This is a genomic window from Flavobacterium sp. C3NV, from assembly GCF_046825355.2.
GTDB lineage: Bacteria > Bacteroidota > Bacteroidia > Flavobacteriales > Flavobacteriaceae > Flavobacterium.
Genome location: NZ_JBKQBJ020000009.1, coordinates 82,560 through 96,165, shown reverse-complemented (window position 1 = coordinate 96,165; position 13,606 = coordinate 82,560). Strand labels below are relative to the sequence as shown.

The following is a 13,606-nucleotide window of genomic DNA, read 5'->3' as shown; positions in this document are numbered from 1 at the left end:
AAAAGATCCGGTAGAACTTCTATTTGTCTACTATTTACATAGGATAATGAATAAAATGCAAATGTAATTGTAAATAATCGAAATCGCTTAATGAAAACCCGATTTTTATAAAAATAAGACTTTAAAATCGAGTTTAATGAAATATCTTTGCTGAAAATTTAAAAAGAGAAAAAATGAAAGTACGTTTATTACTTTTTTTGTGTGCTATTACTTTTAATGGTTTCGCACAAAATAATGTATTAGTTTTTCAATCAGATTTTGGTTTGAAAGATGGGGCAGTATCTGCTATGAAAGGGGTTGCAATGGGAGTTTCGACCGATATTAAAATATTTGATGTAACTCATGAAATCCCGGCATTTAATATTTGGGAAGCTGCATATCGTTTGTCGCAAACGGCTCAATATTATCCTGCAGGAACTGTATTTGTATCTGTTTGTGATCCTGGAGTTGGTACAGCAAGGCATTCTGTTGTGTTGTTGACTAAATCAGGGCATTACTTTGTAACTCCGGATAACGGAACTTTGACTTTAATCGCAGAACAATTAGGTATTCAGGAAATTCGTGAGATCGATGAAGTAAAAAACCGTCGCCAAAACTCAAACGAATCGTATACTTTTCATGGTCGTGATGTGTATGCTTTTACCGGAGCTCGTTTAGCATCTAAAACGATCACTTTTGAAGAAGTTGGGCCAAAATTACCAAACGAAGTAGTAAAAATCGATTACCAAAAACCGGTTTTCGAAAAAGGAATCATCAAAGGCGGAATCCCGATTTTAGATATTCAATACGGAAATGTTTGGACCAATATCGACAAGAAAACTTTCGCTAATTTAGATTTGAAAGCGGGTGATTTAGTTAAAATCCAGATTTTCAACGGAACTAAAAAAGCGTATGAAGGAAAACTGAAATTGGTACACACTTTTGGAGAAGTTGCTGTTGGTACAGATGTTTGTTACTTCAACAGTCTTTTAAACTTTTCATTTGCCGTAAACCAAGGAAGTTTCTCAGCAAAACATAAAATTTACAGCGGAGCTGAATGGAGTATTTTGGTTAGTAAATAAGTACTAAGCCATAATATACGAAATAGTAAAACCGCCAATCAGGCGGTTTTTTTGTTGTCAGGCTGAGCAAAGTCGAAGCCAGACATATTCATTAGATAAAAAAAAACCGCCCAATTAGGCGGTTTTTATTATTTATAATCTTTGCGACTTTGCGTCTTTGCGAGATTTTTTTCTTTATTCAACTTTGGCAAAAAACTTAGTGTCTTTGTGGCAAAAGTCTTTTTTTACAAATTAAAAGAAGCTCCTAAACTAAAAGTAAACTGATTGTTTAAGTGATCAAATACTCCATTGTCGCTGCCATATTTTGCAATAGGGAAACCAAGTTCTGTGAAAACACCAAATCCTTCAGTAAAAAAGTAACGACCACCAACATGACCGCCAAAATTGTGTAATCCTAAACTTAAACCTGGGTAAACATCTAACTGATCAACACCAATAACGCTGCTTAAATTAGCACTAATTCTTGCTTTAGCATCAAAACGATCACCAAAATCAGGTTTGTAATCGCTGTAAGGGCTATTATTGTAAAAACCATTAAAATTATCTACGCCCAATAGGTAATTAGCAACAAAACCAAAAGAGAAATTTTCACCTAAACCAAAATCTACAGAACCCTGAATTCCTGAACCACCATCTTGTATGTTAGCACCAACGTTAACTTTAACATCTCCTTTTCCTTTAAAAGCCTGTTGAGCTTGTGTAAATCCAAATGATACTAAAAACAAAAGTGTAATAACCTTTTTCATAAACTTAAATATTAATTGTTTTAAAATGCAAAAATAGCTTTTTATGAATTAATTCCTACCTTTTTCATCAGAATACAATTCATTTAACGGATCACTTTGCCAGAATTCCTTGGTGTTCACGTCCATAATTGTCAAAGGTCCCTTAAAAGCTGCGCCAGTATCAACATTCCAGACACAAGCCTTATTTACCGGAACTGTTTTTCCAATTCGGGTAACCGGTGTATGCCCAATGTAAATTTCTTTATATATCGTAAAACGCTTAGGATAATATATATCGTCTGGTTTTAATTTTGGATCTAAAGCAAGTGCAGATTCCCAAAGTGTTCTGTCCCAGTAAAATAATTTCGAAAAATATTCCCAAACCACACCATTAAGATTCGTGAAACCGGCATGAACAAAAAGACGGTTTTCATCATCAAGATAATAATCCTGAAGTGCTTCAAAAAAAGCAATATGTTCTTTTTTTCGTTCGGCCGAAATTTTAGAATATCCTTCAACAGTAGCTTTTCCGCCATGTTTGTACCACATTTCTTCATCAAGATCTTCATGTCTGTTTTCAAGCCAGTCTAAGGCCAGCTGATCATGATTTCCTCTAATGCAAATGCAGTTTTGTTTGAGTTTCAGGTCAATTAAATAATCAATTACCTCTGCCGATTGGCTCCAGCCATCAACATAATCGCCTAAAAATATAAGAGTATCTTTTTTAGTTACTTCGGCTTTTTTCAGCACCTGTTCAAGTGCGAGTAATCCTCCATGTATGTCGCCTATAACAAATGTTCGCATTGTATTTTATTTCGTGTAGAAATACAAAAATAAAGAAAATGATTTGTTTAGAATCATTAAGTTGTTAATCTTTAAAAATTGATACTATTTATAACTATTAACTGCGTTCTTTTTATTGGTTTCCTGTTTAAATTTGCATAATGTCAGATGCGCTAACATATCGAAAAATAATCCATGTTGATATGGATGCTTTTTATGCTTCGGTAGAGCAGATGGATAATCCTGCTTTGCGCGGAAAACCTATTGCTGTTGGAGGTTCAGAGAATAGAGGAGTAGTTTCTGCAGCCAGTTACGAAGCACGTAAATTTGGTGTGCGCAGTGCTATAAGTGGGGTTTTGGCCAAGAAATATTGTCCAGAAATCATTTTTGTACGTCCTCGATTTGATCGTTATAAGGAGATTTCGAATAAAATTCACGCTATTTTTCACGATTATACAGATCTTGTAGAGCCGCTTTCGCTCGACGAAGCTTATCTGGATGTAACGCAGAATAAAAAAGGAAACCCAAGTGCCAGTTTATTGGCAGAAGAAATTAGATTAAGAATTTTGAATGAAGTCGGGATCTCAGCTTCAGCAGGAATTTCGATCAATAAATTTGTGGCCAAAATTGCCAGTGATGTCAATAAACCAAACGGACAAAAAACCGTAAATCCTGATGAAGTCGAGGCTTTTCTGGAAGAATTGCCTATCAGAAAGTTTTATGGTGTTGGAAAAGTAACTACGGAAAAAATGTACCAATTGGGCATTTTTACCGGAACTGATCTTAAAAGTAAATCGGTTGAGTTTCTGGAAAAACATTTCGGGAAATCAGGTGCTTTTTATTACAATGTAGTTCGCGGAATTCATAATAGTGAAGTAAAGTCACATCGCATCACGAAATCAGTTGCGGCAGAAAATACTTTCGACGTTAATTTAACTTCTGAAATTTTTATGCTCGAACAGCTTGATAAAATTGCTACTTCACTTGAAAGACGACTAAAGAAACATAATATTTCAGGTAAAACAGTTACCCTTAAAATAAAATACAGTGATTTTACGCAACAAACCCGCAGTAAAACTTTGCCCTATTTTATTTCAGATAAAAGTCTGATTCTCGAAACAGTAGAGGAATTATTATATCAGGAAAAAATGAAAGATTCAGTTCGATTACTCGGAATTTCCCTTAATAATTTAAACACAGAAGAGAAAAAAGCAGTGGTGGTACAATTAAAATTTACCTTCTAACTGATATTAAACAATCGTTAAATAGAAAATAAACTTATTTTGTGATGAATTTTCTCTCTATCTTTGGATGGAAAGATTATATCCTTTAAATTATTTAAAATGAAAAATGCCGATTTTGATGAATCTTCCCATCGTAATTCAGTTCCTATCTTAGCATGGGATTTTCATTATGAATATTTGAATGAGTTGAAAGCTATTTTCTCTGATTTGAAGAAAGTCAATAAAATTTCGAATCAATTTACCTGGAATGAGAAGCATCTCGAGATAGAAGAACGTATTAAAGAAGAAGTTGTAGTAGTGACAGATCTTGATTTAAAGATTGTTTTTGCCTCAAACGGAATCAAAAGAATGACGGGTTATAATGAAGAAGAGATATTAGGGAAAACGCCAAAAATGTTTCAGGGACCCAAAACGTCAAAAACGGTTTTAAAAGAAATAAGAGAAGCAATCAAATTGCAGATTCCTTTTGAAAAAACAATTCAAAACTACAGAAAAGACGGCCGATCATACAATTGTCAAATCAATGGAGTTCCGGTTTTTAACCTAAAAGGAAAACTGACGCACTTTATTGCTTTCGAGAAAGAAGTTGCTTGAAAGTTTAACCGCAAAGTCCGCAAGGAGTTTACGCAAGGTTCGCAAAGTATATTAATAAATAAAACCGCCCATAAAGGCGGTTTTTATTGTTTGTACAGTTTATTTTTAAAATTTAGTTAAAAAAAAACTTTGTGTTCTTTGCGTAAACTCCTTGCGGACTTTGCGGTTAAATACTAAAGATTTTCAAAGAAATCATTCCCTTTATCATCTGTAATAATAAAAGCAGGGAAATCTTTTACGGTAATTTTACGAACTGCTTCCATTCCTAATTCTTCAAAGTCAACGACTTCAACTTTCAGGATATTGTCTTGCGCTAAAATCGCTGCTGGACCACCAATAGAACCCAAGTAGAATCCGCCGTATTTGTTGCAGGCATCAGTTACTTGTTTGGTACGGTTTCCTTTTGCGAGCATAATCATACTTCCGCCATGTTTCTGGAATTCATCAACATAAACGTCCATACGGCCTGCAGTTGTTGGTCCAAAACTTCCTGAAGCCATTCCTTCCGGAGTTTTTGCAGGTCCAGCGTAATAAACCGGGTGATTTTTAAAGTATTCCGGCATTGGTTTTCCAGCCTCTAATAATTCTTTGATTTTGGCGTGCGCAATATCACGGGCAACAATTACGGTTCCGTTTAATTTGAGACGCGTTTTAATTGGATATTGAGATAATTTAGCTAAAATATCTGCCATTGGCTGATCTAAGTCAATTTCAACCGGAGCTTCTAAATGCGGAGCTGTTTCCGGTAAAAATTGTTTTGGATTTACTTCTAACTGTTCAACGAAAATTCCTTCTTTAGTTATTTTTCCTTTAATGTTTCTATCAGCAGAACAAGAAACTCCTAATCCAACCGGACAAGAAGCCGCGTGACGAGGCAAACGAATTACACGAACATCATGTGTAAAGTATTTACCACCAAACTGAGCGCCAATAGCGCTTTCCTGGCAAATTTGCTGTACTTTTTGTTCCCATTCGATATCACGGAAAGCCTGGCCAGCCATGTTTCCTGAAGTAGGCAAGTGGTCATAATATCCTGCAGATGCTTTTTTAACAGCGCTTAGGTTCGCTTCCGCAGAAGTTCCACCAATAACCAAAGCTAAATGGTAAGGAGGACAAGCCGAAGTTCCTAAGTCTTTTATTTTTGCGCGAACAAAAGCATCCATCGATTTTTCATTCAATAGTGATTTTGTTTGTTGGTATAGGTAAGTTTTATTAGCAGATCCACCGCCTTTTGCCATAAATAAGAATTCGTAAGAAGTTCCTTTTTTAGCATAAATGTCAATTTGCGCGGGAAGATTCGATCCTGAATTTTTTTCTTCGAACATCGAAATAGGTACAATTTGCGAATAACGTAAATTACGTTTTTGGTAGGTGTTGAAAATTCCTCTGCTCAGCCATTCTGCATCATCAACACCGGTAAAGATACTTTCACCTTTTTTGGCCATTACAATCGCTGTTCCCGTATCCTGGCAGCTTGGTAATTGACCTTCGGCAGCAACCGAAGCATTTTGTAATAAATTATAAGCCACAAAACGATCGTTGTCTGTCGCTTCCGGATCATCAAGAATTTTACGCAGTTTTTGTAAATGCGTTGTTCTTAACATGAAAGAGACATCTGTAAGGGCTTCTTCAGCCAATAATTCTAAACCTTTTGGGTCAACAGTAAGAACTTCACGTTCTCCAAATTGTTCCACTTTTACAAAATCAGAAGTAATTTTGCGGTACTGTGTATCATCCTTTAAAATAGGATAAGGGTCTTGGTATATAAAATCAATCATTTCTTTGTTTTTTACAAAGTTAGAAATTATTTACCTAAGAAAGAATTTGAATAAGGGATGTTTTAAAGTGTTTATTCTTGTTTGTGAAAGTCATCAAAACTCATTTTTTTCTCAAAATAAGTCTTGTCTTTTGCCGAAAGTAATTGCTTTTGCCAGTGATTTCCGCTTAAGCGAAAAACAATCGAATCTGAATGTTTTGCTATTCCCATGTTTTCATCATTATCATCGGGTTCAAAAGAAACTGTTTTGCAGTAGAATGATTCAGGATTGGCTTTCGCCGAAGGATTTTCGAATTCGACCCAGCTTCCCCAACCACTATCAGACATCGTATACCAATCGTAAACCAATTGTATGTCATTGTTTTTTAAATAATACAAATAATGACTTTGATTGTAACCACAAGCAGGATATCCAAAACTAATTTGAATAAAAGGAGAACTTTTGGCACTTTCGATTCCTAATCCGTAAATAGCATTCCATTCAGATCCTTTATCAACTCCCTTAATGCTAATGTTTGATGAACTAGTTTTAGTTTTATTCTGATAAAAATCAAGACGATATTTTCCTGTTACAATGCTATCCTTGTCTGCTTTTTGATCTAAAAGATAAGCCAAAACATAGTTGTCTTTTGATGTTTCTCCATAATCAGCAATAGAAATAGTATCTATTTTTAAGAAATTTTCTTTAGCTGCAATGGTTTCGGTTTTAATTCCCGGAGTTGCAGTGATTGCCTGATCGACTGGTTTTGGCTTTTGGCAACCAATTAAAAGGCATGCGATAAAAAGGTATTGTGGTTTCATTAATTTGTGGTATTTTATTAATTCAACGAATTGAATTGGTTTTTATTTTTAAAACGGATTAAAATAGCGCGATTCCCTATTTTTAAACCGGATTAAAATCCAGCCCTACAATATAAATCGTTCCTCCGGAACTCTGAAAAACGAGCTATGGATCCGATTCCTATTTTAAACCGGATTAAAATCCGGCCCTACAATATAAATCGTTCCTCCGGAACTCTGAAAACAAGCTATGGGTCCGATTCCTATTTTAAACCCGATTAAAATCCGGCCCTACAATATAAAGCGTTCCTCCGGAACTCTGAAAAACGAGCTATGGATCCGATTCCTATTTTAAACCGGATTAAAATCCGGCCCTACAATATAAGTCGTTCCTCGGGAACTCTGAAAAACGAACTATGGGTCCGATTCTTATTTTAAATCAGATAAAAATCCGGCCCTATAATATAAAGCGTTCCTCCGGAACTCTGAAAAACTAGCTGTGGGTCCGATTCCTATTTTAAACCGGATTAAAATCCGGCCCTACAATATAAGTCGTTCCTCGGGAACTCTGAAAAACGAACTATGGGTCCGATTCTTATTTTAAACCGGATTAAAATCCGGCCCTACAATATAAATCGTTCCTCCGGAACTCTAAAAAAAGAGCCATCGGCTCGACCCATATTGTAGGGCTGGACTTCAGTCCAGTCCGGTTTAAATAAATTATATTAATTTTTCAAAAATATATTTTTCATTGAATTTGACATTAAATTTATTTAATAAAGAAATATATTCATCTTTAAAATTTTCTTTTTTATGATGCTCCTCTTGATTAGCAATATATTTATATACAGCATCAATGTGGGATTTGCTATAGGAGAAAGCACCATAACCTTCTTGCCATTCGAATTTATGTTTTGTTAATTGATGATCATTTATAAATTTTGATGATTTCCCTTTTACAATTTTCATTAATTCCGAAATAGAAACTGTTGGCTTAAGGCTTAAAAGACAATGAACATGATCTTCAGTCCCATTTACAATTAAGGTTTTGCAACCCGTTTCATTTATTAAATTTCCAATGACACTTAATATTTTTGATTTGCTCTCACTTGTAATAATTGCTTCTCTATATTTTACTGCAAAAACTGCCTGAATATAAACTTGATGATAAGTATTTGACATTTTGTATTTGTTGGTAACGATTTAAATTCGTAACAATAATACAAAATATTCTTACAAAAAATAACTGTAATTGATTATATATTAAACTGGATTAAAATCCGGCCCTTCAACATAAATCGTTCCTCCGGAACTCTAAAAAAAGAGCCGTAGGCTCGCCCTATATTGTAGGGCTGGACTTCAGTCCAGTTTAGATAAAATCCGGAATAAATCATAATGATTTAAAAAAACCAAGTCGCCACAAAAATTGCCGTAATCACACAAATAAGATCTACCAGAAGCATTGTGCCCAATGCATAACGCGTATTTTTGATATTTACAGAACCAAAATAAACCGCAATTACATAAAAAGTACTTTCGGCACTGCACTGAAAAATACTACTTAATCTTGCTGTCAAAGAATCTGCACCAAATGTATTCATTGAATCAATTAAAAATCCGCGGGATCCTGCAGAACTAAACGGGCGAAGCATAGCTACCGGTAATGCATTCGTAATTTCTTTACTTACTCCCATATTCGAAAAAACAAATGCAATTGCATCACTGATAATTTCGAATAAACCACTGTTTCTAAAAAGAGAAATAGCCACTAACATTCCCAATACATAAGGGAAAATAGTAACTCCGGTTTTAACACCGTTGTTTGCACCGACTACAAAGGTTTCAAAAACAGTTGTATTAGCATCGCTAAATTTCTTTTCATGTTTGAATGAAAAAATCAATGTAAAGGCAATAATTCCAATTAATATTAAACCTGAAAGGTTAGAGGTAAAGTAGTTTTTTCCAATTAAATCTAAATGGTTAACGTACATCAGCAAACCAATAATCGCGGCAATTAATCCGATTAAGACAATGACAAGCGAAGCGCTTTTAAAATTTATTTTTTGTTTAATACCCACAATCAAAAATGCTGCGATCGTACCAATAAAAGAAGTAATAATACACGGAAGCATAACATCAGCAGGATTCGTGGCATTTGCTGCAGCACGATAGCCAATAATTGACGTTGCGATTAAAGTTAAACCCGAAGCGTGAAGGCACATAAACATAATCTGAGCATCACTGGCCCTATCTTTGTCGGGATTGATTTCCTGTAAACTTTCCATAGCTTTAAGTCCAAAAGGAGTTGCAGCCGAATCTAATCCAAGGAAATTCGCGGCAAAGTTTAAAGTCATATAAGATATAGAAGGATGATTTTTAGGAATACTCGGAAAAACCTTTACGAATACCGGACTCAGTACTTTGGCTAATTTTCCGGATGCTCCTGAAATGATTAAAAGTTCCATTAATCCGCAGAAAAAAGCCAAATATGCAATAAGCGGTAAGATTAAATCGACCAAAGTGCTTTTGCAAGTAGGCAATAAACCATCAGATTTTTGAAGACCGCTGAAAATTTTTACCGTTTTATTTTTATAAACATAAGTGGTATCTGCATTAAGCGTATCACGATTGATGATCATGGTCTGATCCGGAGCTTTTTGAATGCTGTCTTTTATGAAAGCAGGAAGTTCGTGAATGTATTTTTCTGAAACCAGAATCGGATCGTCTTTTTTTCCGTTTATAACAGAATCGATAGTATAAGTGTTGGCAGTAAATAAACTGACCACAATAAAGACAATTGAGGAAATAAAAATCACTAACCAGAATCTACTTAATACCATAATGCTAATTTTTTTTGTAAATATAATTATTTAGCGATTGTATGCGCAAAGATTTTATCAAGGATAGAAGAAGTATTTCTAAGAAACGATAGTATTTTAATGAAAATGAAAGTTATTCAATAACAACTTTAGTTCCCAGATAGTTCTCAAAAGCTTTTATACCTTCAAACAGAATTTCTTTTTTTGAACTTTCGGGTGTATTAAAAAATTGCGTTTCTATTTTTGCGTGATCTTTTTTGATCGTTCTTTTCCAGGTTCCAATAACTTTTCCGTTTTCGAGAATAATCGGTTTAAAAATTCCATTATTGGTGAAAGCTTGAGGTTGGTGCTCTAATAAAATAGAAGCTTCACGAGTTTTATATGAAATTAAAATCTCATCAAAGGCTGGGAGAAAATGTACGCTTTCGCGGAAGTGGGTTTCATCAGAAATATCTTTTTTAAACCAGTAGATTTGATTTTCAATCTCGATCGAATTCAAATGCAACTCAATTGCACTAAGTGCCAACTTGCAGGTAGTTGGCGGAAAACCAGACCACCAGGAAAAGTCAAGAAGCGTTGCAGGGCCATGACTTTCAAAATATCTTAGGGCTAATTTTGCTAAAGCTTCTTCTTTGGTGAATTTAGTTTTAGGTTTCGAAACCCTTTCTTCCAGTAAGGCATAAGTTATTTGTTTGCCTTTCATTTTTCCGTTGCATACCAAACCATCGAGTTCGGCATGCATCATAATAGCTGCTGCTAAAAAATCCTGATTTGAACCTTTTTTTATGTTGAGCTCCTGCATGATTTCGTCACGCGTTAAATGATTGTTTCCCGCTAATAATTTTTCTATTTGAGAATTAATTTGGTTAAGCATCTTTACATCGTAACCATATTTTTTGGCAGCCGAAATAGTCATTTTTTGAACTTGTGGTCCGGATAGATCCAACATCCAATAAATATCTTCTGCCGAAACAAAATGCCATGTTGGTCTAAGAATATGCGTTCGGATAATTTTTGCCGAATTTATAGCTTCTTCAATTGCTGCTTCTGTAGCCTCGCATCTGGAACCAATTGCCCATTTTGCCATTGCATAATCCTGAGCCTGCATTGCGCACAGATGTTTTACAATTTCTTCCGGAGAATTTGAACTTGTTTCATAGAGTTTCTGCGAAACAAGACGATAATGAGATATTTCGTGATGAGTCATTCGTTAAATATTTAAACTATATAAGTTAGATAAGTTCATGAAAAATACCTTAGCATCTTAGCAACTCAGTACCTTAGTAGCTTAGAAAAGCTATACATGAATAATTTCATCATCAATCAATAAATCTTCACGACGTAAACGCAGGAAAATCTGAGCCACGGCAATAGTATCTTTTTCGCAATACGTAACAATTCGGTCAATATCTTTTTCGACATAAAATACATGACCTACCTGACTTCCGTCGATATCGCCTTTTGGTGATGGAACTCCCAGAATTTTAGTCAGTAGTTTTAAAGAAGTAAAGTGTTTATAATCGCCAAACTTCCATAATTCTAAAGTATCTAAATGTGGAATTTCCCAAGGTTTTTTACCAAATAAATTCAGTTTGTCCGGAATTGCAATCTGGTTAATGATCATGCGTCGGGCAATAAACGGAATGTCAAACTCCTTCGCATTATGTCCGCATAAAAGATGTTGCGGCTGATGAAAGTGATTGTTGATTAGATTATTAAAGTCTTTTAGAATTTTCTTTTCATCGCCAAAGAACGATGTTACTCTAAAATTCCTGATATCGCCTTTGATTGTAAAATAACCAACCGAGATACAAACAATTTTTCCGAACTCTGCCCAGATTCCGGCGCGGTCGTAAAATTCTTCAGGTGTAAAATCGTCTTTTCGTTGGTATTGTGTTTTATGATCCCAAAGCGATTGCATTTCCGCGTCAAGCGAATTAAAGTTCTCTTCTTCCGGAACAGTTTCTATATCCAGAAATAAAATATTATTGAGGTTTATTTTTTCAATCATAATTTTAGTTTAACACGAATTACACTAATTGGCATAGATTACTTTGAGTAAAACAATTACACGAACTTACTTTTTGTAAATATAAAGCTATAATTTTAATTCGTGTAAATCTGTAAAATTTGTATTTTAAAACAAACTCTGTTGTGTAGTGGGGTTTTCGTGTTCGATTAGCCATTTTTTACGGGATAAACCGCCTGCATAACCCGTTAAAGATCCATTTGTACCAATAACGCGATGACAGGGAACCACAATCCATAACGGATTTTTACCATTTGCCGATGCAACGGCACGAATCGCTTTTACATCGCCCAGTTTTTTGGTTTGATCCATATAGCTTACTGTTTTTCCGTACGGAATCTCTAATAAGGATTTCCAGACTTTCTGCTGAAATTCAGTTCCTTTTGGGTTTAGTTTGAAAGTAAAATCAGTTCTTTTTTTGTATAAGTATTCCTGAAGCTGCGAAACGGCTTCTTTTAAAACTTCTGGAATTTCCTGAGAAACTTCATTGATGCCAACATCAGAAACAGAAATTATAGTAACGCCATCTTCATCTCCAATAATTTTGGTGATTCCTAAAGGTGAATTGATATATACTGTTTCCATAGTTTTTTATTTAACCGCAAAGGGTTTACGCAAAGTTCGCAAAGTTTTTTAAACCATGTAAGTTATATAAGTAAATTTAAGATTTAAGTTTTTTACCACAAAGCCTGCAGAGGTTTCACAGAGTTTACAAAGTTTGCTGCGGTCAAAAAAAACGTTTATTTAGGAGGTCACAAAGCTTTGTAGTTTGGTTTAAATGAACTTATATAACTTATATGGTGAAAATTATAAAGGTTTAATAGTTTTCTATTTTAAACTTATAATTCAAAGTATTTTCAATCTTCTCACTTGAAATAATCTTCTTGATATTCGATTTTTCGGCACTAAATTTTGGCAAAATCAGGTTTTGTTCTTTTGCTTTTTGAGTGTAATATTCTTCTCTTGTGGGATGAAAAGGCGCAACGGCATTAAAAACTTCATTCCATTTTGATTGATGGATGATTTCTTCGATAACTCTAATACAATCTTTTTGATGAATTAAGTTTACCGGAGCGTCCGGGTTTTCGAGGTTTTCTTTTCCTGCCAAAAATTTAACCGGATGACGATCTTCACCAATTAAACCGCCAAAACGTAAAATAGTAGTTTCGAAATTTTGATTCTTTTGAAGAAGCGCTTCTGCCAAAAGCAATTGTTTGCCGCTTTCGGTTTCAGGATTCGGAATAGTTTCTTCTGTAATAATTCCGTTTTCATCTCCATAAACAGAAGTTGAACTCACAAAAAGCACCTTCTTTACTGTTGATTTTTCTATAAACGGAATTAAATTTTGGATCTTTTCAACAAAAATCTTTCGTGAAGATTGAGATGAATCAGCATTCGTTCCTCGTAATTTAGGCGGAATATCTATAATTAAGATTTCACTATCATCAAGAAAAGCATGTATGCTTTTTGAAACACTTTCGCTTTCAAGCGCTCGTTCTCCCGAAGCCTCGGGATCGCTCAGGATGACAACAAACGGATTTATTCCAGCATTTTCTAGTATCTGCAATTTACTTTCAGAAGTTGTAGAACCGTTTACCAAATATCCTTTTTCGATTAAGGTTTTCGCTAAAGGTAAACCTAGCCAGCCGCAGCCTAATATGCTTATATTTTTCATTTTTTTTAAGGTTCAGAGTTGCAAAGATACAAAGGGACAAAGATTCCAGTCTTAAAATTAAATTTTAAAAAAATAGTGTTTTCGCAACTTGTGAGAAATTATCATTAAGGTTGAAAAGT

13 protein-coding genes are annotated in these 13,606 nt (G+C 34.6%); 3 read left to right on the top strand and 10 right to left on the bottom strand.

Annotation, left to right across the window (positions count from 1 at the left end; genetic code table 11):
• Nucleotides 1-173: 173 nt before the first annotated feature.
• The gene (locus ACIDC4_RS14355) at nt 174-1,061 is read left to right on the top strand and encodes an SAM hydrolase/SAM-dependent halogenase family protein (RefSeq protein WP_412044791.1); all 888 of its coding nucleotides are present in this window, start codon (nt 174-176) and stop codon (nt 1,059-1,061) included.
• A gap of 224 nt (nt 1,062-1,285) precedes the next feature.
• On the opposite strand, the gene ACIDC4_RS14350 is transcribed toward ACIDC4_RS14355, so the two are convergent.
• Together ACIDC4_RS14350 and ACIDC4_RS14345 are read right to left on the bottom strand one after the other, a co-directional pair.
• Complete coding sequence (locus tag ACIDC4_RS14350; RefSeq protein ID WP_412044790.1) at nt 1,286-1,807, bottom strand: DUF6646 family protein; 522 nt, start codon at nt 1,805-1,807, stop codon at nt 1,286-1,288.
• Between the two features lie 48 nt (nt 1,808-1,855).
• The gene (locus ACIDC4_RS14345) at nt 1,856-2,590 is read right to left on the bottom strand and encodes a metallophosphoesterase family protein (RefSeq protein ID WP_412044789.1); all 735 of its coding nucleotides are present in this window, start codon (nt 2,588-2,590) and stop codon (nt 1,856-1,858) included.
• A 140-nt stretch (nt 2,591-2,730) separates the two neighbouring features.
• Here ACIDC4_RS14345 and dinB point away from each other — a divergent pair, with 140 nt between their 5' ends.
• Entirely contained in the window at nt 2,731-3,813 is a 1,083-nt protein-coding gene (gene dinB / locus ACIDC4_RS14340) for a DNA polymerase IV (protein WP_412044788.1), read from the top strand.
• Nucleotides 3,814-3,912: 99 nt separating this feature from the next.
• Complete coding sequence (locus ACIDC4_RS14335; protein ID WP_412044787.1) at nt 3,913-4,407, top strand: PAS domain-containing protein; 495 nt, start codon at nt 3,913-3,915, stop codon at nt 4,405-4,407.
• A 173-nt stretch (nt 4,408-4,580) separates the two neighbouring features.
• Here ACIDC4_RS14335 and ACIDC4_RS14330 read toward each other — a convergent pair whose 3' ends face one another.
• The 8 genes from ACIDC4_RS14330 to ACIDC4_RS14295 all read right to left on the bottom strand — a co-directional run bounded on the left by ACIDC4_RS14330 (nt 4,581) and on the right by ACIDC4_RS14295 (nt 13,487).
• Nucleotides 4,581-6,185 carry a fumarate hydratase gene (locus ACIDC4_RS14330; protein ID WP_412044786.1) on the bottom strand — a complete coding sequence of 535 codons (1,605 nt, stop codon included), beginning with the start codon at nt 6,183-6,185 and terminating at the stop codon, nt 4,581-4,583.
• 71 nt (nt 6,186-6,256) lie between these two features.
• Complete coding sequence (locus tag ACIDC4_RS14325) at nt 6,257-6,985, bottom strand: hypothetical protein (protein WP_412044785.1); 729 nt, start codon at nt 6,983-6,985, stop codon at nt 6,257-6,259.
• Nucleotides 6,986-7,684: 699 nt separating this feature from the next.
• Entirely contained in the window at nt 7,685-8,146 is a 462-nt protein-coding gene (gene tnpA / locus ACIDC4_RS14320; protein ID WP_412045167.1) for an IS200/IS605 family transposase, read from the bottom strand.
• A 218-nt stretch (nt 8,147-8,364) separates the two neighbouring features.
• Nucleotides 8,365-9,804: a nucleoside recognition domain-containing protein gene (locus ACIDC4_RS14315; RefSeq protein WP_078006692.1), complete on the bottom strand. Its 1,440-nt coding sequence runs from the start codon at nt 9,802-9,804 to the stop codon at nt 8,365-8,367.
• Nucleotides 9,805-9,916: 112 nt separating this feature from the next.
• Nucleotides 9,917-10,990: a winged helix DNA-binding domain-containing protein gene (locus tag ACIDC4_RS14310; RefSeq protein ID WP_412045166.1), complete on the bottom strand. Its 1,074-nt coding sequence runs from the start codon at nt 10,988-10,990 to the stop codon at nt 9,917-9,919.
• A gap of 90 nt (nt 10,991-11,080) precedes the next feature.
• On the bottom strand, nt 11,081-11,794 hold the full coding sequence (locus ACIDC4_RS14305) for a 3'-5' exonuclease (protein ID WP_412045165.1): 714 nt from the start codon (nt 11,792-11,794) through the stop codon (nt 11,081-11,083).
• 126 nt (nt 11,795-11,920) lie between these two features.
• Nucleotides 11,921-12,397, bottom strand: a complete 477-nt coding sequence (locus ACIDC4_RS14300; RefSeq protein WP_412045164.1) for a methylated-DNA--[protein]-cysteine S-methyltransferase — start codon at nt 12,395-12,397, stop codon at nt 11,921-11,923.
• A 232-nt stretch (nt 12,398-12,629) separates the two neighbouring features.
• Nucleotides 12,630-13,487 (bottom strand): NAD-dependent epimerase/dehydratase family protein, encoded by an 858-nt coding sequence (locus tag ACIDC4_RS14295; protein ID WP_412045163.1) that lies wholly within the window; start codon nt 13,485-13,487, stop codon nt 12,630-12,632.
• Between the last annotated feature and the right edge of the window lie 119 nt (nt 13,488-13,606).